This window comes from Acidiphilium sp. 20-67-58 (genome assembly GCF_002255515.1).
Taxonomy (GTDB): domain Bacteria; phylum Pseudomonadota; class Alphaproteobacteria; order Acetobacterales; family Acetobacteraceae; genus Acidiphilium.
The window spans coordinates 1-22,961 of the sequence record NZ_NCAS01000054.1 but is presented as its reverse complement, the minus strand read 5'-3'; the positions used below and the strand labels follow the sequence as shown (position 1 = coordinate 22,961).

24 protein-coding genes and 1 pseudogene are annotated in these 22,961 nt (G+C 64.3%); 14 read left to right on the top strand and 11 right to left on the bottom strand.

What is annotated here, in order from left to right; genetic code table 11:
- The 4 genes from tnpA to B7Z76_RS14810 all read left to right on the top strand — a co-directional run.
- Nucleotides 1-367 (top strand): IS66-like element accessory protein TnpA (gene tnpA, locus B7Z76_RS14825; RefSeq protein ID WP_291344931.1); only part of this gene is annotated, 367 nt, incomplete at its 5' end.
- Complete coding sequence (gene tnpB, locus B7Z76_RS14820) at nt 364-705, top strand: IS66 family insertion sequence element accessory protein TnpB (RefSeq protein WP_011941775.1); 342 nt, start codon at nt 364-366, stop codon at nt 703-705. The genes tnpA and tnpB, both read left to right, overlap by 4 nt.
- Nucleotides 706-778: 73 nt before the next feature.
- A protein-coding gene (tnpC, locus tag B7Z76_RS14815) for an IS66 family transposase (protein ID WP_408736381.1) occupies nt 779-2,354 on the top strand; the annotation gives its coding sequence in 2 pieces (ribosomal slippage) (nt 779-2,098 and nt 2,100-2,354; 1,575 coding nt in all).
- Entirely contained in the window at nt 2,347-2,784 is a 438-nt protein-coding gene (locus B7Z76_RS14810; RefSeq protein ID WP_174503955.1) for a hypothetical protein, read from the top strand. Before tnpC ends, B7Z76_RS14810 begins: the two co-directional genes overlap by 8 nt.
- On the opposite strand, the gene B7Z76_RS14805 is transcribed toward B7Z76_RS14810, so the two are convergent.
- Nucleotides 2,785-3,483: a LysE family translocator gene (locus B7Z76_RS14805; RefSeq protein ID WP_291344928.1), complete on the bottom strand. Its 699-nt coding sequence runs from the start codon at nt 3,481-3,483 to the stop codon at nt 2,785-2,787.
- Nucleotides 3,484-3,754: 271 nt separating this feature from the next.
- Between B7Z76_RS14805 and B7Z76_RS14800 the strand changes: the two genes are divergently transcribed.
- Both B7Z76_RS14800 and B7Z76_RS14795 read left to right on the top strand, forming a co-directional pair.
- Nucleotides 3,755-4,750, top strand: a complete 996-nt coding sequence (locus tag B7Z76_RS14800) for a GlxA family transcriptional regulator (protein WP_291344939.1) — start codon at nt 3,755-3,757, stop codon at nt 4,748-4,750.
- A 154-nt stretch (nt 4,751-4,904) separates the two neighbouring features.
- Nucleotides 4,905-5,105, top strand: coding sequence for a hypothetical protein (locus B7Z76_RS14795; RefSeq protein ID WP_291344927.1), 201 nt, complete (start codon nt 4,905-4,907; stop codon nt 5,103-5,105).
- Between the two features lie 39 nt (nt 5,106-5,144).
- Here the strand turns inward: B7Z76_RS14795 and B7Z76_RS14790 are convergent, their stop codons facing one another.
- A complete protein-coding gene (locus tag B7Z76_RS14790; protein ID WP_291344937.1) occupies nt 5,145-6,755 on the bottom strand; it encodes an MDR family MFS transporter in 1,611 nt (536 codons plus the stop codon).
- Between the two features lie 10 nt (nt 6,756-6,765).
- Complete coding sequence (locus tag B7Z76_RS14785; RefSeq protein ID WP_291344925.1) at nt 6,766-7,875, bottom strand: HlyD family secretion protein; 1,110 nt, start codon at nt 7,873-7,875, stop codon at nt 6,766-6,768.
- Between the two features lie 131 nt (nt 7,876-8,006).
- Here B7Z76_RS14785 and B7Z76_RS14780 point away from each other — a divergent pair, with 131 nt between their 5' ends.
- Entirely contained in the window at nt 8,007-8,933 is a 927-nt protein-coding gene (locus B7Z76_RS14780) for a LysR family transcriptional regulator (protein WP_324482893.1), read from the top strand.
- 74 nt (nt 8,934-9,007) lie between these two features.
- Here the strand turns inward: B7Z76_RS14780 and B7Z76_RS14775 are convergent, their stop codons facing one another.
- Complete coding sequence (locus B7Z76_RS14775; RefSeq protein ID WP_291344923.1) at nt 9,008-9,595, bottom strand: hypothetical protein; 588 nt, start codon at nt 9,593-9,595, stop codon at nt 9,008-9,010.
- 47 nt (nt 9,596-9,642) lie between these two features.
- Here B7Z76_RS14775 and B7Z76_RS14770 point away from each other — a divergent pair.
- A pseudogene (locus B7Z76_RS14770) lies at nt 9,643-9,912 on the top strand (cupin domain-containing protein); the annotation flags it as partial.
- A complete protein-coding gene (locus tag B7Z76_RS14765; protein WP_291344933.1) occupies nt 9,892-10,872 on the top strand; it encodes a DUF2867 domain-containing protein in 981 nt (326 codons plus the stop codon). The pseudogene B7Z76_RS14770 and the gene B7Z76_RS14765, both read left to right, overlap by 21 nt.
- Here the strand turns inward: B7Z76_RS14765 and B7Z76_RS14760 are convergent.
- Entirely contained in the window at nt 10,821-11,129 is a 309-nt protein-coding gene (locus tag B7Z76_RS14760; protein ID WP_291344921.1) for a hypothetical protein, read from the bottom strand. The two genes, B7Z76_RS14765 and B7Z76_RS14760, sit on opposite strands and share 52 nt — an antisense overlap.
- Nucleotides 11,130-11,205: 76 nt before the next feature.
- On the opposite strand from B7Z76_RS14760, the gene B7Z76_RS14755 reads away from it, so the two are divergent.
- The 3 genes from B7Z76_RS14755 to B7Z76_RS14745 all read left to right on the top strand — a co-directional run bounded on the left by B7Z76_RS14755 (nt 11,206) and on the right by B7Z76_RS14745 (nt 13,485).
- On the top strand, nt 11,206-11,889 hold the full coding sequence (locus tag B7Z76_RS14755; RefSeq protein ID WP_291344919.1) for a DJ-1/PfpI family protein: 684 nt from the start codon (nt 11,206-11,208) through the stop codon (nt 11,887-11,889).
- Nucleotides 11,890-11,916: 27 nt separating this feature from the next.
- Entirely contained in the window at nt 11,917-12,660 is a 744-nt protein-coding gene (locus tag B7Z76_RS14750) for an SDR family oxidoreductase (protein ID WP_291344917.1), read from the top strand.
- Nucleotides 12,661-12,819: 159 nt separating this feature from the next.
- Nucleotides 12,820-13,485, top strand: coding sequence for a DJ-1/PfpI family protein (locus B7Z76_RS14745; RefSeq protein WP_291344915.1), 666 nt, complete (start codon nt 12,820-12,822; stop codon nt 13,483-13,485).
- A gap of 32 nt (nt 13,486-13,517) precedes the next feature.
- On the opposite strand, the gene B7Z76_RS14740 is transcribed toward B7Z76_RS14745, so the two are convergent.
- On the bottom strand, nt 13,518-14,396 hold the full coding sequence (locus B7Z76_RS14740; protein ID WP_291344913.1) for an aldo/keto reductase family oxidoreductase: 879 nt from the start codon (nt 14,394-14,396) through the stop codon (nt 13,518-13,520).
- A 92-nt stretch (nt 14,397-14,488) separates the two neighbouring features.
- On the opposite strand from B7Z76_RS14740, the gene B7Z76_RS14735 reads away from it, so the two are divergent.
- Nucleotides 14,489-15,391 carry a LysR family transcriptional regulator gene (locus tag B7Z76_RS14735; protein ID WP_291344911.1) on the top strand — a complete coding sequence of 301 codons (903 nt, stop codon included), beginning with the start codon at nt 14,489-14,491 and terminating at the stop codon, nt 15,389-15,391.
- A gap of 233 nt (nt 15,392-15,624) precedes the next feature.
- Here the strand turns inward: B7Z76_RS14735 and B7Z76_RS14730 are convergent, their stop codons facing one another.
- The 4 genes from B7Z76_RS14730 to B7Z76_RS14715 all read right to left on the bottom strand — a co-directional run bounded on the left by B7Z76_RS14730 (nt 15,625) and on the right by B7Z76_RS14715 (nt 19,440).
- Nucleotides 15,625-15,993, bottom strand: coding sequence for an SDR family oxidoreductase (locus B7Z76_RS14730; RefSeq protein WP_366925315.1), 369 nt, complete (start codon nt 15,991-15,993; stop codon nt 15,625-15,627).
- Nucleotides 15,994-16,126: 133 nt separating this feature from the next.
- Nucleotides 16,127-17,044: an alpha/beta hydrolase gene (locus B7Z76_RS14725; RefSeq protein ID WP_291344907.1), complete on the bottom strand. Its 918-nt coding sequence runs from the start codon at nt 17,042-17,044 to the stop codon at nt 16,127-16,129.
- An 11-nt stretch (nt 17,045-17,055) separates the two neighbouring features.
- Nucleotides 17,056-17,916: an SDR family oxidoreductase gene (locus tag B7Z76_RS14720; protein ID WP_291344905.1), complete on the bottom strand. Its 861-nt coding sequence runs from the start codon at nt 17,914-17,916 to the stop codon at nt 17,056-17,058.
- A gap of 24 nt (nt 17,917-17,940) precedes the next feature.
- The gene (locus tag B7Z76_RS14715; protein ID WP_291344903.1) at nt 17,941-19,440 is read right to left on the bottom strand and encodes an NAD(P)/FAD-dependent oxidoreductase; all 1,500 of its coding nucleotides are present in this window, start codon (nt 19,438-19,440) and stop codon (nt 17,941-17,943) included.
- 143 nt (nt 19,441-19,583) lie between these two features.
- On the opposite strand from B7Z76_RS14715, the gene B7Z76_RS14710 reads away from it, so the two are divergent.
- Nucleotides 19,584-20,267: a TetR/AcrR family transcriptional regulator gene (locus tag B7Z76_RS14710; protein ID WP_291344901.1), complete on the top strand. Its 684-nt coding sequence runs from the start codon at nt 19,584-19,586 to the stop codon at nt 20,265-20,267.
- Nucleotides 20,268-20,315: 48 nt separating this feature from the next.
- Here B7Z76_RS14710 and B7Z76_RS14705 read toward each other — a convergent pair whose 3' ends face one another.
- Nucleotides 20,316-21,911 carry an isocitrate lyase gene (locus B7Z76_RS14705; RefSeq protein ID WP_291344899.1) on the bottom strand — a complete coding sequence of 532 codons (1,596 nt, stop codon included), beginning with the start codon at nt 21,909-21,911 and terminating at the stop codon, nt 20,316-20,318.
- Nucleotides 21,912-22,961 lie beyond the last annotated feature (1,050 nt).

Sequence of the window (22,961 nt, the reverse complement as noted above, 5' to 3'; positions counted from 1 at the left end):
GCGTCGCTGGCGTGATGAGGACAAGCTACGGATTGTTGCGGAAGCGGAAGCGCCTGGTGCGGTGTTTGCGGAAGTTGCGCGGCGGCATGACATATCGCGTGGTCAGCTATGGAACTGGCGCCGTCTGGTGCGTGCTGGCGAATTGAGTTTGGTTTCGGCACCTGCGCAATTCCTGCCGGTTCATATGGCGCCGGAGCTGTCGGCCGTTGCGATGATTGCGGGGCCTGAGGATACGGATCGGGCGTCTGTTGCGGCGCCGCGCAACCAGGGTCGGATCGAGGTTCGTCTGGCTGGCGGTACGCGGGTGGTGATCGAGGGCATGGTGGCGCCAGCGGTGGTCACGGCGACGCTGAAGGCTCTGGGATGATCCCTGTTGGAGCGCGTGTGTGGATTGCGCTGGGGCACACGGACATGCGCCGTGGCATGCAGGGTCTGGCGCTATTGGTCGAGCGAGGGTTGAAGCGGGATCCACACGGCGGGGATCTGTTCGTATTCCGTGGCAGGTCGGGCTCGCTGGTGAAGATCATCTGGCATGATGGTGTGGGGATGTCGCTGTATTCGAAGCGGCTGGAGAAGGGATATTTTCCGTGGCCGTCGGCGAAGGACGGGGTGGTTTCGTTGACGAGTTCGCAGCTGGCCTGCCTGCTGGAGGGAATTGACTGGCGCAATCCGCGCTACTCGTGGCGGCCGGCGAGTGCGGGGTAAAGGCGGTCAATTTTATCGGCAGCTTGGGATTTTCTGGCTTCAAATCTGCGATTTTCCATGATTCTCTCGGGGCGTGGAAACCTCTGGAACCACTCTTCCGAACGACGTCGAGGCGCTGAAAGCGCTGGTGCATTCGATGGCTCGCCGGGCCGACGAGGCCGAGGCCCGACTGGCCGATGCGCGTGCCCGGGAGAGTGCGACCGAGGCGTTGATCGCGCATCTGAAGCTGCAGATTGCCCGTCTGCGGCGCGAGCAATTTGGCGCCAGCGCCGAGCGCAGCCGTCGTCTGCTCGATCAGCTGGAATTACAGCTCGAGGATCTCGAGGCTGACGCCAGCGCAGATGGTCTGGCTGCCGAGGCTGCCGCGGCAAAGACGACGCGCGTTGGTGGTTTCGAGCGCAAGCGCCCGGCCAGAAAGCCCTTTCCCGAACACCTGCCGCGCGAGCGTGTGGTGATCGAGCCCCCTTGTGCCTGCCCTGCCTGTGGCAGCACCAGGCTGTCAAAGCTGGGCGAGGACATCACCGAGACGCTGGAGGTGATCCCGCGGCAGTGGAAGGTGATCCAGACGGTGCGGGAGAAATTTTCCTGCCGGGCCTGCGAGGCGGTCGCGCAGCCGCCGGCACCGTTCCATGTCGTTCCTCGCGGGTGGGCGGGGGCAAGCTTTCTCGCGATGCTTTTGTTCGAGAAGTATGGCCAGCACCAGCCGCTCAACCGCCAGGCCGAGCGCTTTGCCCGCGAGGGTGTTCCACTCAGTGTCTCGACCCTGGCCGATCAGGTCGGGGCGGCATGTCATGCGCTGATGCCGCTCTACCGGCTGATCGAAGCCCATGTTCATGATGCCGCGCGCCTGCATGGCGACGACACCACGGTGCCGGTCATGGCGCGCGGCAAGACCGATACGGCACGGCTATGGGTCTATGTGCGGGACGACCGGCCCTTCGGCGGCTCCGATCCCCCGGCGGCACTGTTCCATTATTCGCGGGACCGGCGCGGCGAGCATCCACAGGCCCATCTTGCCGGCTGGCCGGGTATCCTGCAGGCCGATGCCTATGGTGGCTATGGCGAACTATACAAAGATGGCCGCACACCTGCACCGGTGCGGGAGGCCGGCTGCCACGCTCATGCCCGACGGAAATTCTTCGAACTGGCCGATATCGCCGCGGCGGCGCGCAGGAAGAGCCGTGGGGGGCAAGCCGCCACGGTCTATCCGATCGCCATCGAGGCCGTGCGGCGGCTCGATGCCCTGTTCGAAGTCGAGCGCACCATCAACGGCAAATCGGCCGTCGAGCGGCTGGCTGTGCGGCGGGAACGCAGTGCGCCGCTGGTTGCCGAGCTCCATGCCTGGCTGAATGGTCAGGTCGCCAGGCTGTCGCGCCACCATGATCTTGCCAAGGCGATCAACGCGTTGCGTGCCGCTCGGCCGCAAGGCGTGGCTGTTCTGCGGCTCGGATCGCGGCGGTGAACGGGCCGCCATCCTCTACACCCTGATCCAGACCGCCCGCCTCAATAACGTCGATCCGCAAGCCTGGCTCGCCGACGTGCTCGCCAGGATCAACAATCAGCCCGCCAGCCGCCTCAACGAGTTGTTGCCATGGCACTGCGCCGGCAAAATCCCGGCACGTGCAGCGGAAGAGGTTGGATGTGTCTGAAGAGGCCGTGCTTCGGGAGAAGCTTCGCAAGATCGAGGCATTGTTCGCCGGAGCGGGAACGATCGGCGAACGCACAGCGGCCGAGGCCGCACTCGGGCGCGTTCAGGCCAGGCTGGCGGAACTTCAGGGCCGGGACAAAGCCATCGAAATGCAGTTTTCCCTGCGCGACCAATGGTCTCGCCGATTGTTCCTGGCGTTGTGCCGGCGCTATGGCCTGAAGCCATACCGCCTTTATCGGCAACGCCTGACCACCGTCATGCTGCGGGTACCGCAGGCTTTTGTCGATCAAGTGCTATGGCCAGAATTCCAGGAACTCAATGGCGCGTTGATGCAATACCTGAATGACGTCACAGATCGCGTCATCCGTGAAGAGGTTCATCGCGACACAAGTGAGGCAACCGAGATCGTCCAGGCCCTGCCTTCAAAATAATCAGACAGAACCAATCGCTACATCCCGCCTTCCCAAAAGCCAACAAAATAAAAGAACCGCGGCTTTCACCGGATGCTTACGGATCGGATGATGCTCTAATCCTCCGAACGCCAGGAGGACGAAACCGCTCAGTGTTCGTCCCCTCCTTGCGTGCTCGGGCCTTGCAAAAATTCGCCTGACCTCTCTGGCACTCAGCGCGTAACTGCCCAGAACTGCAAACTTGACGATCACGACGATCAGAACGAAGAGCAGGAGAACGGGTCTTCCGCTTCCAACCGGTATGAACTGCGGAAACAAGGCAGTGAAGAACAGGAAAGCCTTGTGGTTGCTGACGCCGACGCCGAATGAGTGCAGCCACAGTTGCATGTCGGTCTTGCCCGCCGCCTGCGTTCCCGGCCGCCCGGTCGACAGGACGGACGGCGATCGAAGGCAACCCCATCCGAGCCACAGGACGTAACCGGCGCCGGCGAGGCGCAACGCGAGAAAGACGGTTGGATGAGCTTCAAGGATGGCCGATAGTCCAACCACGGACAGCACGCCAAGCAGCGCGATGGCCACGAGGTCACCGCTCAGGACGCCAAGCGCACGACGTGGACCGATGGACAAGGCGTTGTTGACGAGAAACAATGTCGATGGGCCTGGCGTGGCGACCTCGGCAGCGCTGACAACAACAAAACCAAGATAAGCCGACAGGTCCATAAGTGCTGCCTTGCGCGTTTGAGACAAAATTCAGTTCATTTTGCGATCACCGAGCAAAAAGCTGGATCAAACTGACTTCGCTACGGGCATTTGTAAATGGAAAAGCACAGCCAATCTGCCCTGGCAAGACGTGCATGACGACCTCATGCTCGGTTACCCGCACTTGATCTGAGGATACGCTCCCGCAGCGATGATTTTCTCCACTTCAAGCTGGACTATGTCGCATATTGGCAATGGCGCAAACAACATTCATCCCTTATATTCAGCCATCATGCACCGCGTTGGTTTGTTTATCTTCCCAGGCCATCAGATCCTGGACCTCGCCGGGCCGTTCGCTGCATTCGAGACGGCCACGCGACTGTCCGGCCGGCCGCTTTACGGGCTAGAGACACTCTCGCGGGCTGGTGGCCTTGTTGAGAGCAGCGGCGGCGTGCCTGTAGCGGCAACCACGGCCGATGAGGCCAGGCTGGATACGCTGGTTGTGTGCGGGGGCGAGGTTTCTGCGATGCTGAGGCCGGGTGAGGTACAGGCGGTTTTGCGCCTCGCTACCCGGGCTTCAAGGATTGCCAGCGTCTGCACCGGCGCTTTTCTGCTCGCTGAGGCGGGTCTGCTCAACGGGAGGCGCGCAACAACGCATTGGCGTCAGGCGCACCTGCTCCAGCGGAATTATCCAGCCATCGAGGTCGAAGCAGACCGGATATTCGTCGCGGATCGCGGCGTTTGGAGTTCGGCTGGCGTGACGGCCGGAATCGACCTGGCCCTGGCGCTCATTGAGGCGGATCATGGTCAGGAACTGGCACGCCACGTTGCGCGGGAGCTGGTCGTCTATCATCGCCGCGCTGGCGGTCAGTCTCAATTCGCACCGATCTCGCAGATGGAGCCGGAGACAGACCGGATACGGATCGCCCTCTCATTCGCACGCGATCACTTACACGAGGCTTTGCCGATCGAACGTCTCGCTGAAGCAGCGCGTCTCAGTGTTCGTCAGTTCGGACGCGCATTCCGGCGCGAGACAGGCGAAACGCCCGCCAAAGCTGTCGAACGGCTCCGTGTCGAGGCCGCCCGCGTGCGATTGCAGGAGGGCTCGGAGCCGGTTGAGTTGATTGCGCAGGCTGTCGGCTTCACCGACCCGGAACGCATGAGGCGCGCTTTCGTCAAGCTGTTCGGCATGTCGCCGCAGGCGGTCCGCCGCGTGGATCGGGGCGCGGAAGGATTGTCCGGTCCGATTGAACACGTCCCGGACCATCAGATCTCTTTCCAAAATTGATACCCAATCTCATGAGTTTTGACTCATGAGATTGGGTATGCGCGCGGGTTGGCGGGCAGCGCGCGCGAACGCAAAGACTCGATACCATGGGGCGCGATCAGCGAGACATGGTATGAGTGCTCCGTGCTGCGAAGTCGGAGACAGAACGTGGTGCATGGACGGTCAATTGTTTGACAACGCCGGTGGTGCCCGCCTCGCTGCCACTCGCCGGGCCGGCGTCGCGTTGCGCAAGGCCTCGGGCGTCGTCAGCATCAAGGCCCAAGCTCGTGAAGCGCTCGGCGAGCGCAGCCAGTTCCAGTTTGACATGAGCGATCCTGCGCCCCGCATTCGCCGCGATCTGCGCCAGATATTCTGACGACGGACAGTGTCGCCTGAAAGTCAGTCCTGCGCAGGATCAATGCGCGGCGGTCTGACCCGCCGCTGTCTTTTTCAGAAACAGACTGGCGACCAGGGCGAGGAACAGGGCGGCGCCAAGCAGGAAGAACATGTCGCCATAGCCCATGATCGAAGCCTGATGGCGGACGATGTTGCCAACCCCGATGATTGCCTCGTGCCGTGCAATCGCCGGATCGCTGATCCCATGACCGAGAAAATATTGTGTCAATATGGTGATCGTGTGTTCGGTACCATTGCTTGCAAGGTTCACGGAACTACTGAGGACGTTCGAGTGATATTGCTCTCGCCAGGTAAAGGCGGTCTGCAACACCGCGATGCCGATTGCCCCGCCGAGATTTCGTGACATGTTGAAGAGGGCGGAGGCGCTGCTGGCATCCCCGACCCGGACGTCCGTGGTTGAAAGTGCCGCGAGCGGCGTCAGGACGAGGGCCTGGCCAATCGCGCGGATGATATTCGGCAGCATGAATTGGGGGCCGGCAAAATTCCCATCCAGATGTATGGTCATGAGCGCGCTGCCGCCGAACAGGATGAAGCCGACGGTGACCAGCACCCTGCTGTCAAACCTGCCCATCAGCTTCGGCACGAGCGGAATGAGCACAAGTTGCGGCAGCCCGGTCCAGGCCAAGACCTCCCCGATCTGCTCGGCGTTGTAGCCCTGAGTCTGCGAAAGATAGAGCGGCAGGATGAAGACCGAGCCGTATAGCGCGCTTCCAAGCAGGAAGTTCGCCAGCGTGCCGAAGCCGAAATTACGCCCGAGCAAGAGGCGGAGATTAAGCAGCGGCCGCCGTTTGGTCAGCTCGATCACGACAAAGGCGACAAGAGCAATCGCAGCCACAATGGAGAGGTGCAGGATAAACGGCGAGCCAAACCAGCCGTCCTTGTTCCCATCCTCCAGCACGGTCTCGAGTGCGCCGAGACCGATCGCCATCGTCGCGATGCCTGACCAGTCGCCCTCGCGCAGCAGCGCAAGATCAATCGGCGCCGGCTCGAGTGACGCGGCTAGCATCCCGAGCATGATGACGCCGGGTAACAGGTTCACGTAAAAGATGTACTGCCAGCCGTAGTTTTCGTTCAACCAACCGCCGATGGTCGGGCCGATCGCCGGCGCGAAGGTTGCCGAAATGGCGAACAGCGCGAGCCCGATCGGCTGCTTCGATTTCGGCAGCATGGTCATGATGATGGTGAAGGCCAGCGGAATCAGCACGCCTCCGGAAAACCCCTGGAACGCGCGGAGTACGATCATCTGGCCGAGATCGTGGGCGCTCGCGCATGACATCGAAAAGACCAGGAACAGAGTGGCATTTGCCAGCAGATAGACGCGCATCGAGAACACGCGGGCAAGCCAGCCGGTGAGCGGAATCACGATGATCTCGGTGATCAGGTAGGCGGTGGAGATCCATCCGCCATTGTCGATCCCGGTGCCGATGGCGCCCTGGATATCCGGAAGTGCAGCATTCGTGATCTGAATGTTCAGCACCGCCATGAAGGCGCCAAGCGTTGAGGCAAGCACTGCAAGCCAGGTGCGGAACGGGACGGCATCGACGCCCCGCGGCGCTGCGGGCGGATCGACCTGCGTGCCGCCGTGGGTTCGTGCTGCAAGTGTGCTCATCGGTCGGTCCTTACTCTGACGCCACGCGCTGGGTGTCGGGGGCGAAGGACACCGTGGGTGTCGCTCGCGCAGCCCGGGCCGCTTGCTTCGTGTCGATCGTCGCCTCCACCGACATGCCCGGGCGCAGCCTGCCGAGCAGCCTGGTGTCGGCGTCGAGCGCAATCCGCACCGGGATGCGCTGGACGATCTTGGTGAAGTTGCCAGTCGCGTTGTCCGGCGGGAGGAGTGCAAATTCGAGCCCGGATGCCGGTGCCAGGCTGGCGATGCGCCCATGCACGACGGCGCCAGGAAACATGTCGACGGCAATATCGACGGGCTGTCCCGGTCGCACATGGGTCAGCTGTGTCTCCTTGAAGTTGGCAGTCACAAAGACGTGCCGGAGCGGCACGATTGCCATGAGCTGCGTGCCGGCCTGGACATACTGGCCGACACGGAGCGAACGATCGCCGATGGTGCCGGCGATCGGCGCGGTGATCTCCGTGTAGGAGAGGTTGAGCTTGGCCTGCCGGGCCGCTTCCCTGGCGTGTTCAAGCTCCGCGTCCGCTTGCGCGCGCGCTGTTTCCAGCACCGCAATTTTCTGTGTCGCGGCACGGGTGGATGCCTGGTCGTGTTGCTGCGTCGCCCTGGCTTCAGCCAGCGCAGTCGCGGCGCGCTGCTCGCTCTGCACGGTGCCGGCGCCGCTCCGTGCCAGCACTGCGTATCGCCTCGAATTCTGCAACGCATAGCTGAGCGCCGCCGTTGCGCCGGTCTCCTCCGCCGCTTCCTGCGCCACTATGCTGTGCTGCAAGACGATCCTTGCATCGAGATTGGCGATCGCCTGCTGGCTGGCGGCTACCTCGGCTTGCGCCGCCGCAAGCGCGTCCTGAAGGTCGCGCGGGTCGATGCGCGCCAGCGCCTGGCCCGCCACGACGTGCTGGTTGTCCGCGACCAGTACTTGCGCGACATAGCCGGAGACCTTCGGCGCGATGATCGTGGAGTCCGCCTGGACATAAGCGTCGTCGGTGGACACTTCGAAGCGACCATGCCGCCACCAGCCAACCGCTTCATACGTGCCGCCGATCATTCCTGCGACAACCGTGGTCGCGATCGCCGCCCTTCTGAGCCTCGTCCTGTCGATCATGGTCCCAACCTCCTCTTGACGCCCACCGATCGCTGCGTCCTGGCCGGGAATGTGATGTGTGGCGTTGCGCGCGATAATCCGATATCTCTCGTAAGGATTATTAAGCCTGGTTTGATAATCGGAGAGAGCGCCTGGATCGCCTGACCAGCCTCACGGTCTTCGCCAAGGTCGCCGAATCAGGCGGCTTCTCCGCGGCCGCGCGACGTCTCGGCATGTCGCCGGCCATGGTCAGCAACCATGTGCAGAACCTCGAGGAGCGGCTCGGTGCCCGCCTGCTCAATCGCACGACGCGGCGCGTCAGTCTCACCGATGTCGGACAGGCCTATTACGAACAGTGTTGCCGTATTCTTGCAGCGATCGAGGAGGCGGACCAGACGGCGACGGCACTGCAGACGAAGCCGACCGGCTGGCTGCGATTCGCTGCCACTGATGCACTGACATCCGTGCTCGCACCGGTGGTCACCGACTATCTCGGACGCTACCCGCAGATGCAGGTCGAGGCTCTCATGGTTGACCGGGTCAGCGCGGACGTCGTTGGCGAAGGCCTCGATCTGGTCGTCAGCATAACGCCGTTCCCCGACACCCAGCTCATTGTCCGGCGTCTGACGGGCTATCGCCACGTTCTCTGTGCGGCGCCCGCCTACCTTGAGCGCCACGGAACACCACGGACCCCAGATGAGCTGACAGGCCACAATTGCCTGCATCATGCCGCCTATCCCTTCGGCGATGATTGGATATTCGATGGCCCCGATGGCGAGACGACAGTGTCGGTTCGCGGCAATCTGTTGACGAACGGGACCTCTCTGCTGCGCGCTGCCGCGATTGGGGGTATTGGCATTGTCATTGCACCGCGATTTCTCGTCGGCGACGAATTTGCGAACGGCACTTTGGTTCCGGTGATGGAAGACTACGTGCCCCGGCAGCTCCGCCTCGAAGTGCTCTATCCTCACCGCCATCGCCTTTCAGTGAAGGTACGGCTTTTCATTGATGCTCTGGTCGAAAGACTGGACGGTAGCCGCCCGCTGGACTGCAGGACCGAATTGCCCCGCCAAGGATGAATGGCCCTGTTCAGGCCTTTGCCGGACCGATTCATGAGCACCCAAACGGGGCCGCATCCGGGCGTCTCGGGGCGTCAGACGCTCGATGGCAAAGCGCGCGCGCTCGCCTTGGTGATCGTGTTTTCGATGTTGGCCAGAAGCCCGGGCCCTGTTGGCGACCACGTGAGCGCTTCTTGCGTGGCCTTGCACATGACAGGATTATCGGTGGCGATGAAGGCGGCGAGCCATCCGAAATGCTTCGTCGCTTCCTTTGGCGCGAGAGACCGGACCGGCACGTCCAAGGCCGCGCCGATCACCTCGGCGATGGTGCGCAGCGCGATCGGCGCCTCGCCAATGGTATGATAATGGCGGCCGGGTTCCCCGCGTTCCAACGCGCGCACGAACAGCCGCGCGGCGTCGTGACGATGCACGGCGCACCACCGGTTGTCCCCCACACCGATATAGGCCGAGATTTTCCTGGTGCCCGCCGCGGCGATCAGTTGCGTCACCAGCCCCTGTTTCGTCTCGTCATGAACCGAGGGCGGCAGCCGGACCGTTGCCGCGCGCAGGCCGCGCCCGGCGAGTCCTGCGATTGCTTGTTCCGTCCCGGCCCTGCCACCGCCGACCGAGCCAGGATCCGCCGCGTCGGTTTCCGACCCGATGCACCCCGCCTTGAGCGCCATCGTCGGGAAGGCCGCGATCAGCGGGGCACCCTTGTCAAGAACACCCCCCATGGCCTCGATCGCCCGCCGGTCGGCACTCACCGCGGCGGCGCGGAGGTGGCGATTTCCTGAGCATCGGGGGGTATTTCATGCTCTCGGAAGGTCAGGCGGACCTACTTCTGGAAACACTGCCGTCGCTCCTGCACATCCAGGACAGCGCCGACAGCGAGATGTTGCGATGGTGCGTCGAGCGCATGCGCCGGGAAATGTCGCAGGGCCTGCCTGGCGATTTTATCGTGGCACAACAATTGGCAACGATGATCCTGGTCCAGGCCTTGCGCGTCCATCTGTCCCGCAAACCGAAAGTGCCATCCGGCTGGCTCTTCGCGCTTGCCGACCCGCAATTGCGGGCGGCGGTCGGCGCCATTCATCGCGCGCCCGGCCACCGCTGGACCGTCGACACATTGGCCAGGGAAGCGGGAATGTCGCGCACCGCGTTCGCCGTGCGGTTCAAGGAGGTCACCGGACTCACGCCAATGGCCTATCTGACACGCTGGCGCATGCTGCAGGCCGCCGAAAAGCTGACCACGTCCCGCCAGTCTCTGGCCGAGATCAGTTGGGCTCTCGGCTATGAGTCGGAGAAATTCTTCAGCACCATGTTCAAGCGGGTCATGCACCGCTCGCCGCGCCAGTATGGCCGCGAGGCCGCTGACGCACCGCTTCCCCTGCGGATGCCGTGGCAAGCCGCCAGGCAGAAGGTGAAGGAGCCAGAAACCATGAGGAAAATCGTCAGGCAGGTCCCTTGTCCGCGCGAGAGTGCCATCGCCGACTGGTTGCCCGATGCTGATCTTGCGGATGCCTTCGCGATAAACCTGACAAAGGAAGATGCCGCGCTGGGCATCGAGCCCCTCGCCCGCAGCGCGCTCGGCCATCCGGCCCCATGGTTCCGGGCCCTCCTGTCGGTCCGTGACCTGCTTGTCCGCCCGTTTGGCGTCAAATCCTCGCGTCAACTGCGCGAGCTGGCCGCTTCGGACGGCGCAACGCACATCGATTTCTTCAAGGTCATATCCGTGTCGCGCGACGAGGTCATACTGGGTGAGGATGACCGGCACCTCGACTTTCGCGCCTCGCTGCTGCTGCGGCCAAGTCGTGATACGGATGGCGCGGAGCTTATCGCAACGACCGTGGTGCACTGCCATAATCTCGCTGGCAAAGCCTATCTGATTGCGATCGCCCCCTTTCATCGTCAGGTGATCCGCTCCAACCTCGCCGCTGCTGCCATGCGCGACTGGAGATAGTATTCACCGGCGCATCGCGGCTGGTTCAGACTGCTTCCCGTCGCGCGGTTCGACAGTTGGCCGATGGCAAATCGCCATGAAACGATTGCTGTCGCCTTCCTCAGGACAGCGCCGGAAACCCAATTCGATGAGTCGCGGACGCGTTTGAACGGGAGCAACAGGTTGATCTGCCGGGAGCCTGGATGAATGGCCATCGCAAGAGGAAAATCGAAGATCGGATGATCGGTGCGATGGAAGAGTCCGATATGATGGGTCATGTCGTAAAATAAGGGATATATGTCATTTACGCCGCGCTCTCTTGTTGCCAAATTCCTCGGCAACAGGAGACTTGCGATGACACATGTCGTCATTCCTCTCTATGAAGGGGTCACACCGCTCGATTTCATTGGTCCTTATCAGATCCTCCGCGCCGTGCCTGAGATGGAGCTCGAACTGGCCGCGCTGGGCTGCAAAGACATCGTTGCCGACGGGATCAACTTTGGCGCTCTCCGCGATCTGGAGACGATCGAATCCTGCGAAATTCTCCTTGTCCCCGGCGGCCTTGGCTGCATCGGAGCGCTGGAGACGCCCCAATTTCTCGACGCAATCCGGCGTCTTGCCGATGGCGCACTCTATGTCACCTCGGTCTGCACCGGCTCACTGATCCTCGCCGCGGCAGGACTTCTGAACGGCCGTCGCGCGGCCTGCCACTGGGCATTCAGAGACCTGCTCGCGGCTTTCGGGGCAATCCCCGACGCAGGACGGATCGTGCGCGACGGCAATCGGATCACCGGCGGCGGGGTGACGGCCGGCACCGATTTCGCCCTCGCGCTTTTGGCCGATCTGCGCGGGCCGGAGGCTGCACAGGGCGCACAGCTTCTGCTCGAATACGCCCCCGAACCACCCTTCGCGGCGGGATCACCGGAAACAGCGCCACCCCCGGTCATCGAGGCGGTCAATGCCCGCCTCGCTAACGCCATAGCCGATGCGGAACGGCGAATTGCGATCGTCGCCGCACGGATGCGCCGACTCTCCTGATATCATCCATCAGAAGGCAGCACGACCATGAGGTTGAAGAACAAGACCGCCTTGATCACCGGAGGGACCAGCGGCATCGGCCTGGCCACGGCCAAGCTCTTTCTTCGCGAAGGCGCGCGGGTCGCCGTCACCGGGCGCGACGCCAGCCGCTTCGATGCGGTGCGTGCCGAGCTTGGCCAGGAGGCGCTGGTCCTGCCGGCCGACGTTCGTTCGATCGCGGACATGCAGGCAGTCGGCAAGGCTGTCGCGGAAGCCTTTGGTGAAATCGATGTCTTCTTTGCCAATGCCGGCATCGCCTACGCTACCCCGCTCGCCGAGACCGACGAGGCGCGCTACGACGAGATCATGGATATCGACGTCAAAGGCGTCTTCTTCTCCATGCAGGCAGTTTCCCCGATCTTGCGTTACGGCGCCTCGGTCATCCTGAGTACCTCTTTCATCATCCGTGTCGGCCGGCCCGGCCTTTCGCTGCTCTCGGCCGCGAAGGCCGCGGTCCGGTCACTCGCACGAACCTGGTCGCGCGAATTTCTGGATCGCAAGATCCGTGTCAACACGATCAGTCCGGGATTTATCGACACACCATTGATCGGCCGGCACCGTAGCCCCGAAGAGCTTCAGGCGTTCCGGGAAAAGGCCGCGGCGATGGTGCCGATCGGGCGGATCGGCGAAGCTGAGGATATCGCGGCGGCCGCGGTCTATCTGGCCAGCGACGAGTCCAGCTACGTCGTCGGTGCGGAACTGGTCGTCGACGGTGGTGTCTCGCAGATTTAGAGCATCAATCCGATCAGATGGAATCATCTGATCGGATAAAGATGCTCGAATTATCAACAAGATAGAGCACGGCATCCGATCCGGATGGATCGGAACGTGCTCTAGCCCGAAGCCGCGTCGTTTGGTGTTACGCTCTTGGGTTCAAGGAAGGAGGCGATCATGGCACTGCAATTCGGCATTCTTTGCTTTCCGGGTGTTCAGCAGCTCGATCTGACCGGACCCTACGAAGTCTTCGCCTCAGCGCAAGGCGTCGAGGTCGAGCTTGTCTGGAAGGATCTCGCCCCACTGCGCGCCTCCACGGGTCTCTGGCTTGTGCCGGACCGTCAGCTGGCCGAAGCGCCTCGCTACGACCTGATCTGTGTGCCGGGGGGTGCTGGCGTGAATGCGCTGCTGAACGACCCGGACGTGCTCGGTTTTCTTCGCGATCAGGCGATGACGGCCAAGTATGTCACGTCAGTCTGCACCGGCGCGCTGCTGCTCGGGCAGGCTGGCTTGTTGGCTGGTCGGCGGGCGACGACGCATTGGAACGCTCTCGATCTGCTCCAGCGGTTCGGGGCGACGCCAATCGCGGAACGTGTGGTTCGCGATGGCAGGCTTATCACCGCAGGCGGCGTGACCTCGGGGATCGACTTCGGACTCGCCGTGATTGCCGAATTGTTGGGCCGGGACGAGGCGGAGACAATTCAGCTGTCCATGGAATACGCGCCGGCACCGCCGTTCAGCGCAGGCACACCCGCTACGGCACGGCCGGAAATCCGTGCCGCTTCACGGCAGCGGCTGATGGCATCACGACAGCAACGCGAGGCGCTGATCGCCTGCGGCTGACCAAACGCCTCCCCGCCATACGCCCTCCTGTCTTACCGCGCGCCCGCGCCCGCGATTCCGTCCAGCGCGGCCAGATCCGCGTCGGCAAGGTCAAGGCGGGCCGCGGCGAGATTCTCGTTCAGATGGGCAAGCGAGGATGTGCCGGGAATGAGCAGGATATTGGGTGCGCGGCGGAGCAGCCAGGCAAGTGCTACCTGCATCGGCGAGGCACCGAGACCTTCGGCGACCCTGGACAGCTCCCGCGACTGCAACGGCGAAAATCCGCCCAGCGGGAAGAACGGCACATACGCGATCCCCTCGCGGGCAAGTTCGTCGATCAGCGCGTCATCCTCACGTCGCGCCACGTTGTAGTGGTTCTGGACGCATGCGATCTCCGTGATTGCGCGCCCCTGCGCCACCTGCGCCGGCGTCACGTTGCTCAGCCCGATATGCCGGATCAACCCCTTCTGCCGAAGTTCCGCGAGGACGGTGAGCGGCTCCTCGATCGAGCCCTCTTCCGGTCCGTGAATGCCATGCATGCTCCGGAAATTGACGAGTTCGAGAACATCGAGGCCGAGATTGCGCAGATTGTCGTGGACCGCCGCAACAAGTTCCGCCGGTGACAGCGCGGGCAGCCAGGCGCCGTCATCGCCGCGCCGCGCGGCGACCTTGGTGACGATCACGAGATCATCGCCATAGGGGTGCAGCGCCTCGCGGATCAGCCGGTTGGTCACATGCGGCCCATAGAAATCCGCGGTGTCGATATGATCGACGCCGGCGGCAACGGCCGCGCGTAACACGGCGCGGGCCTCATCCGGGTCTCGGGGCGGGCCGAACACGCCCGGGCCGGCAAGCTGCATCGCGCCATAGCCGAGGCGCCGCACGGTGCGGCCACCCAGCGTGAAGGTTCCGGCCTGGTCAATCATGGTCATGGTGCTCTCCTTTGTTGCCGCACCATAATTGGCCCTGCGCATGTGTGTGATAATCGGGTACAATCCATACAGGCTGTGCGAAAGAGCGAACAATGAATCCGGATTTCGATGCCCTGAATGCATTCATGAACGTCGCCCGCGCGGGCGGATTTCGGGAGGCGGCGCGGATCGGCGGCATGAGCGCATCATCGCTGAGCGAGGCGGTGCGCCGGCTCGAGACGGCGCTCGGCGTCCGGTTGCTGCATCGGACGACGAGGAGCGTCGTCACCACCGAAGCCGGCGAGACATTGCTGGAGCGGCTCGGCCCGGCGCTGCGCGAGGTCGAGACGGCGCTCGACGTGGTGAACGCCTTTCGCCTCAGCCCTGCCGGCACGCTGCGGCTCAATGTCCCGGTCAGCGCGGCGCGCCTTGTTCTACCGGCCATCCTGCCACGCTTTCTTGCCGCCTATCCCGAGATCAGGGTGGAGATTGTCGCTGAGGATAGTTTCGTCGATGTCCTCGCCGCCGGGTGCGATGCCGGCATCCGCTACGACGAACGTCTGGAGCAGGACATGATCGCCGTGCCGATCGGCCCGCGCGTGCAGCGCTTCGCCACCGCCGCATCCCCGGCCTACTTCAAGCGGCGCGGCCGGCCCGACCACCCGCGCGACCTGCTCGCACATCTCTGCATCAGGGGACGCTTCAGCAGCGGCGCGATGCCGCCCTGGGAGTTCGAGCGCGACGGCGAGATCGTGCGCGTGGATCCCACGGGATCATTGGTCGTCAGCCCCGGCGGCGCGGTGGAACTCGCGATCGCCGCCGCGCGCGCCGGCGCCGGGATCATCCATCTGTTCGAGGATTGGCTGCGCCCGCATCTCGACAGCGGCGCCCTTGAGCCGATCCTCGTTCCATGGTGGCAGACTTTCTCCGGACCATTCCTGTATTATTCGGACCGTCGCCTGCTTCCCGCACCGCTGCGGGCCTTCGTCGAATTCCTCAAGACCACCGATGCATGAATGCACCGCCCCGTTCCGGGGTTGAGCGCGTGCTCGATGTCCGACGCTGGACGATCATGCTGACGAATGGCCACTTCGCTGCCTTGGAGCAGCCCCGCCAGCGCGTGAATGTCATCCGGGCGTCACCGTCGCTGACGGGTTCGGCTTTAACGCCATCGGCCATGCGCGCCCGGGACACCATGGCGGCGCAGAAAGCGCGCCGGTCATCTGGGCGCAATTCGGCGGGGCTGAATTCAGGCGGAGCCGCCATTTGCGAAAATCGTCTGTCCGTTGATCCAGTCGCCGTCACGGCTGGCGATCATGGCAACGACACTGGCAATCTCTTCCGGTGTTCCGAGGCGTTCCAGGGGTGAAAGCCCGGCGATCCTGTCGATGAGCTCTGGCGACTTGCCCTCGAGGAACAGCTCGGTCGCGGTCGGACCCGGCGCGACGGCGTTAACGGTGATGCCTCGCCCGCGCAGCTCCCTCGCAAGGATGAGGGTGAGCATCTCGACGCCGGCCGACTGGCTGAAATCGGCCTTGATGGCGGCGGCTCCGCCGTTCGAGGCCAGGATGTGCGCAACGACGGCCTGCGCGGCATCGGCGTTCGCCGCATAGTTCACCGCCACGGAAAACCCGTCCCGGGCCGGGCGTTTTGCGATTTCGGCACCGATGCGTTGGAAAAGCGATGGTCCTTGCACTCGATCGGCGAGCGCGTCGCATTGCCATTGCGAGATGGTCGACGCCCGGCCAGGACTAACGGTGGGTTTGGGCGATGCGGGCGGTGAGGTATTCGGCGACCTCGTCCATCGTGCGCCGCGCCTCGGGCAGCAGGAGCTGAAAGATCGGCCAGACATGGGGCATGTTCTCCCACAGCCGGATGCTGACCTCGACGCCGGCCTCGCGCGCCCTGGTGGCGAGGCGGGTACTGTCGTCGCGCAGCACCTCGATCGCGCTGGCGTGGATGCAGAGCGGCGGCAGGCCAGCGAGGTCGGCGTATAGCGGCGAGGCGAGCGGATCGCGCTTGTCGGCGGCGCCGAGATAGAGCGCGGCCGCGGCGGGCATGGTGGTGGCGCAGAGCATCGGGTCGGCGCGCAGGTTGGTCCGCATGCTGTCGCCGGCGCAGGCAAGGTCGGTCCAGGGCGAGAACAGCACGGCGCAGGCGGGCATCGGCAGGCCGGCGCGATTCGCCGCGACGAGGGTGGACAGGGCGAGGCCGCCGCCCGCGGAATCGCCGGCGATGACGAGCGAGGCCGGATCGCCCCCCGAATCGAGCAGGCCGCGATAGGCGGCGAGCGCATCGTCGAGCGCCGCGGGAAAGCGGTGTTCCGGCGCGAGGCGGTAGTCCGGCGCGAAGACGCGGAAGCCGCGCTTCGCGAAGGCGAGGGTGAAGGGTTTGTGCGTGGCCGGCGAGCAGGCGATGAAGCCGCCGCCATGGATGTAGAGCACGGTGGCGGCGGGCGGCGCCTTCGGCTCGGTCCACAATCCGGGGATGCCGCCGCACTCGCCCTTCACGTAGCGACCGCCGGGCGGCGGCAGGACCGGGGTGCCGAGGGCGCGGCGGACGCGGCGGGCGATCTCGGCCTCGGTGCGGCCGGAGACGTCGGCGGAGAGCTGCGACTTGACGATCGCGCGGATGAGCGGGTTGACGATGTGGGAGGCGAGGCTCGGCATGACGTTTCCCTTCAGGGCCGGGCGCGGGTGAGTTGGGCGGCGAGGGAGGAGGGCATGAAGCTGGCCTGGCGGGTGACGAGTTTCGCGTGGCCGACCGGGAGGAGGCGCTGGATCCAGTCCAGCACGCGGGCGTCGGCGCCGATCAGCACGCGGTTGCGACGCCGCTCGATGCCATCGAGGATCGCGGCGGCGGCCTTGTCGGCCGGGGTGCGGAGGAGTTTCTCGAACTGCACTAGGCCCGCTGCGGCGGCGGCGGCATCGGTGCCGCGGGCGACGCGGGCGCTGCGGGCGATGGCGGTGTTCACCCCGCCCGGATGGATGATGGTGATGCCGACGCCGGTGCCGGCGAGTTCCTGGCGCAATGCCTCGGCAAAGCCGCGGATCGCGAACTTGCTGGCGCAATAGGCGACGTTGCCGGGCACGCCGACGATGCCGAAGACCGACGAGGTATAGGCGATCTGCGCTGCCGGCGCGCGCTTGAGATGCGGCAGGAAGGCGGTGGTGAGGCGGATGCCGGCCCAGAAATTGATGTCCATCAGCCACTCGAAATCGTCCGGACCGTAATCGTCGAACGGGCCGGCGAGGGCGACGCCGGCATTGCTGACCAGCACCGTGACCTTGCCGTGGGCGGCGAGCACGTCGTCGGGCAGCGCAGCGATGGCGGCGTGGTCGGCAAGGTCGGCGACATGGGTGGTGAGCGGCGCGCGATGCTGGGCTGCGATGCGGTGGCTGACGCTGTCGAGCCCCGCCGCGTCGCGATCGACGAGGGCCAGGCGGCATCCTTTCGCCGCCATCCGCACGGCAAGCTCGGCGCCCATGCCGCTGGCAGCGCCCGTGATGACGGCGACGGCGCCGTCGAGGCTGAGTTTCATCGGCGTGTTCTCACGTGCAGTTGCCTAACGGCTCGTTTGGTAATCGGCGAGGTCGGAAGCGGCGGTCGCGCGGCGGTAGCCGACGACGGTGCCGGGCCAGAGCGTGGTGTTACGGCCGTCGGCATCGAGATACCAGCTGCGGCAGCCGCCGGTGGTCCAGACCGTTTTCGCCATTTTCCGGTCCAGCTCCTTCTGGTAGCGGGCGAGTGCCTCGGGCTTCGGCGCCGCCGCCCTGATGCCCGCGGCGCGCATCCGGCGCAGGAGATCGACCGCGTAGCGCACCTGCGCCTCGATCATGATGACAACCGAGTTGTGGCCGAGCCCGGTGTTCGGCCCAAGCAGGAGCAGGAAGTTCGGGAAGTTGGGGATTGTGATGCCCTTGAACGCCTTCATGCCGGTATCCGCCCAGACGCGGTTCAGCTCGATTCCGCCGCGACCGATCAGGCGGAGATGGCGGAAGGCGGTGGTGACCTCGAAGCCGGTGCCGTAAATGATGACGTCGGCCTCGTGCTCGACGCCCCCGGCATCGACGATGCAGCGGGCACGCACCTCGGCCACGGCGGCGGTGGTCAGGCTGACATTCGGGCGGGCCAGGGCGGGATAGTAGTCATCCGACAGCAGGGTGCGCTTGCAGCCCTGGCGGTAGTCTGGCGTGACGCTTGCCGCGAGGACGGGATCCTTGATCGCCCGTGCGATGTTCCGCCGGCCGAGCGCCTCGCCGGCGCGCTGGGCCCGCCGGTTGCCGAGGAAGCCGAGCACCCGGGCCTCGTGCACCCAGAACAGCGACTCGCGGAACAGGCGGCGCATCCACGGATGGCGGGCGAAGCGACGCTGCCAGAGCTCGGGCACCGGGCGATCGTGCCGGGGCAGCACCCAGGGCGGGGTGCGCTGAAAGACGGTGACATGCGACGCCACCTTGGCAATCTCGGGGATGAACTGGATGGCGGAGGCGCCGGTGCCGATTACCGCGACGCGCTTGCCGGCGAGATCGAGATCGTGCCGCCAGGTGGCGGAATGGAAGCGCTCGCCGGCAAAGGCCTCGATGCCCGGCAGCTCGGGGATGGAGGGCCAGTGCAGCGGTCCCATGCCGCCGACGAGGACGCGCGCCTCGATCGTGCCGGTGGTGGTGGTGGCGACCCAGAGGCTGCGCGCCTCGTCCCACCGCGCCTCGATCAGCGCCGTGCCGAAGCGGATCAGCGGGCGGAGGGAGAAGCGATCCGCCACGTCGCGCAGATAGGCGTAGAGCTCGGGCTGGCGGGGGAAGAGGCGCGACCAGTCGGATTTCGGCGCGAAGGACAGCGAGTAGAGATGCGAGGGTATGTCGCACGCGGCGCCGGGATAGGTGTTCTCGCGCCAGGTGCCGCCGACCTCGGCGGCCTTCTCGATCAGCAGGAGATTGCCGAAGCCGGCCTCCTGCAGGCGGATCGCCATGGCGAGGCCGGCAAAGCCGGTGCCGACGATCAGCACGTCGACCCGGGTGACCGCGGCCTGCGCCTCGGCGCGGGGAGATGCGGCGTCGAGCATGGTTGTTCCTCCGTTCCGGTGGCCTGCCCGCCGATGCGGAATTCGCGATCCGGGCGCGGCGCTAGGGTGTTTGCCCTAATTTGAAAAAGTATTAGGGTGAATACCCTAACTTGGTCAAGCGAAGAGTTCGGGGCGAAAAGATCATGGCGGGGACAGGCGGACGGGCCGGAGCGACGCGGCAGCGCGTGCTGGAGGCGACGCTCGGGCTGTTCAACGAGCGCGGCTTCGGCGTGACCGTCGCTGAGATCGCGGCGGCCTGCGGGATGCGCGAGGGCAACCTGCATTATCATTTCCGCAAGAAGGAGCTGCTGATCGCCACCCTGTACGAGCGGTTCCAGGAGGAGGAGCTCGCGGTCGCGGAAGCGGCGCTGGGCGATGCGGCGGCGGCGGAATCGTATGCCGAGTACCAGCTCGGCTGGTTCGCGCTGATGTGGCGCTATCGGTGCTTCTATCGCGACGCGTTCAACCTGCAGCACCGGCTACCGGGGCTGAAGGGGCGGTTCATGGAGGTGCAGGCGCGGGCGAGTGCGGCGGTGGCGCGGGTGATGGCGCTGGCCACGGAGCATGGGTTTCTTGCGATTCCGGCCGGGCGGATCACCAGCTTCGTCACCAATGTCTGGATCGTGTCGAGCTACTGGATGGATTACCTGCACACCAGCACCGCGTCCGCCGGGCTGACGGAGCAGCAGATGCAATGGGGGTTCGGGCAGGTGATGGCGCTGTTCGAGCCCTATCTGACCCCGGCGGGGCGCGCGGCGTTCTCTCCCTTGGCGCAGCGCGCGGCGGCGCTGGTCCTGCGGGAGAAAGAGCCCGGCGCGCGGGGCTGAGCCCGCCGCGCCGGCATGGCGGCCCGGAGCGTGCCGGGCCGCCGCGGATCAGGCCGCGAACTGGTTCATCGTATTGTGGGCGCCGCCGGCCTTCAGCGCGGCATCGCCGGCGAAATACTCCTTGTGATCGTCGCCGATGTCGGAGCCCGACATGTTCTGGTGCTTCACGCAGGCGATGGCCTGGCGGATTTCCTTGCGCTGCACGCCGGCGACATAGCCGAGCATGCCCTGCTCGCCGAAATACTCCTTCGCGAGATTGTCGGTCGACAGCGCCGCGGTGTGGTAGGTCGGCAGGGTGATGAGGTGGTGGAAGATGTTCGCCCGCCGCGCGGCGTCGCGCTGGAAGGTGCGGATGCGCTCATCGGCCTCGGCCGCGAGGTCGGACGCGTCGTAGTCGGCGCTCATCAGCCGGGCGCGGTCGAAGGCTGATACGTCCCTGCCTTCCTCATTCCAGGCATCGAAGACCTGCTGGCGGAAGTTCAGCGTCCAGTTGAACGAGGGCGAGTTGTTGTAGGCGAGCTTGGCGTTCGGGATGACCTCGCGCACGCGATCGACCATCGAGGCGATCTGCTCGATATGGGGCTTCTCGGTCTCGATCCAGATCAGGTCGGCGCCGTTGTTCAGGGCGTTGATGCAGTCGAGCACGCAGCGGTCGGCCCCGGTGCCGGGACGGAACTGGTAGAGGTTGGAGGGCAGGCGCTTCGGGCGCAGCAGCTTGCCGTTGCGGGTGATCAGCACGTCGCCGTTGCCGATCTGCGCGGGATTGACCTCGTCGCAGTCGAGGAAGGAATTGTACTGGTCGCCGATGTCGCCCGGCTCCTTCGAATAGGCGATCTGCTTGGTCAGGCCGGCGCCGAGCGAGTCGGTGCGGGCGACGATCACCCCGTCCTCGACGCCGAGTTCCAGGAAGGCGTGGCGCAGGGCGCGGATCTTCTGGACGAAATCCTCGTGCGGGACGGTTACCTTGCCGTCCTGGTGGCCGCACTGCTTCTCGTCGGACACCTGGTTCTCGATCTGCAGCGCGCAGGCGCCGGCCTCGATCATCTTCTTCGCCAGCAGATAGGTCGCCTCGGCATTGCCGAAGCCGGCGTCGATATCGGCAACGATCGGCACGACATGGGTTTCGAAATTGTCGATCCGGGTCTGCACCTCCTTCTGCTTCGCGAGGTCGCCGGCCTCGCGGGCGGCGTCGAGCTCGCGGAAGAGCAGGCCAAGCTCGCGGGCGTCGGCCTGGCGGAGGAAGGTGTAGATTTCCTCGATCAGCGCCGGCACCGAGGTCTTTTCATGCATCGACTGGTCGGGCAGCGGGCCGAACTCGGAGCGCATCGCCGCGACCATCCAGCCGGAGAGGTAGATGTAGCGGCCCTTGGTGGTGCCGAAATGCTTCTTGATCGCGATCATCTTCTGCTGGGCGATGAAGCCGTGCCAGCAGCCGAGCGACTGGGTGTAGCGCGAGGGATCGGCATCGAAGGCGGCCATGTCCTGACGCATGACCTTCGCGGTGTAGCGGGCGATGTCGAGCCCGGTCTGGAACCGGTTCTGCAGCCGCATGCGGGCTACGGCCTCGGGCGAGATGCCCTCCCAGGCGGCGCCCTTCGCGGCGATCGTTTCGCTCATCGTGCCAATCGTCTGCTGATACGTCATTCGAACCCTCGTTGTTATCCAGAAACGCGTGATGCGATTCAGATACACCTCGGGGGTCGGCGCGTCAGACGGTTTTGTGAAGTTTTCACGTAAACATGTGAAATTATACACCTAGTGAGCAGGTGCGGTGAAAAATTTTACAAGTCGGCGAGCAGATCGTCGAGCGTGCGAAGGCGCGACGGAAACGGTGGGGGAAGGCATGAAGGTCGGGCGCTAGAGTATTTTCCGCTCCTTTCGGATCAGATGTAATGTTCTATCATGTTGATAATTAAAGCATCTTCATCCGATCAGATGACTCCATCTGATCGGATGAAGCTCTAAACCATGACCCCGCCACCCGAGGCCACCGCCGCCGAGATCGAGCAGCTACGCCGCACGGGCGGGAACCCACTCGCCCGGCCATCGGAACGCATCGCGGCGCGGCGCCGGCTGTTCGGATGCGTATGAGCAAACTGTTTTACGCGCGAGCACATTCTTTATTGTAGATGGAAAATAATGTTGTATCCTGAATGCTGCGTAAATCATTGATTCATCGCTAGCGAGTGTTTGCTACGAAATACAAAGTTTTATCCTGAACCGGAAATCGACAAGGATTACCCAGAAAATATAGTTTTATCCTCCGCTCAGAGTTCCGCCTGCAGCGTTCTTCGGTGAGGAGTCCAAACGCAAATCGGCATACCAAGCGATTGATTCAACATACTTTCCTGAGGTCAACCTATGACGCCGGTTCAAGCTCCCATCGTTCATTCGGGTGACCGATAGGCTGGCCGGGAGGATCAGAACGGCAAAAGCTCCACGGCGCTTCTGGTGCGTGCATGTCTTGCCGCCGAGTGCAGTGACGGTGGTTGCGTGGACGCGAAACCAACGACACCACTATTCCAGTTTAGGGCATCGCAGGCTTTTCGGACCTATAGCGCCAAAGCCAGCGAACGAGCACGGCGCTAGAAATTTCGGGCTATGGCTGAAAATAGGTGATGAGGTTTGAGAAGGCGGCGTATCGTGGCGGGTGTCCAAGCCTGCCAGAACCTCCCTGAGGAGCGATACGCCTAT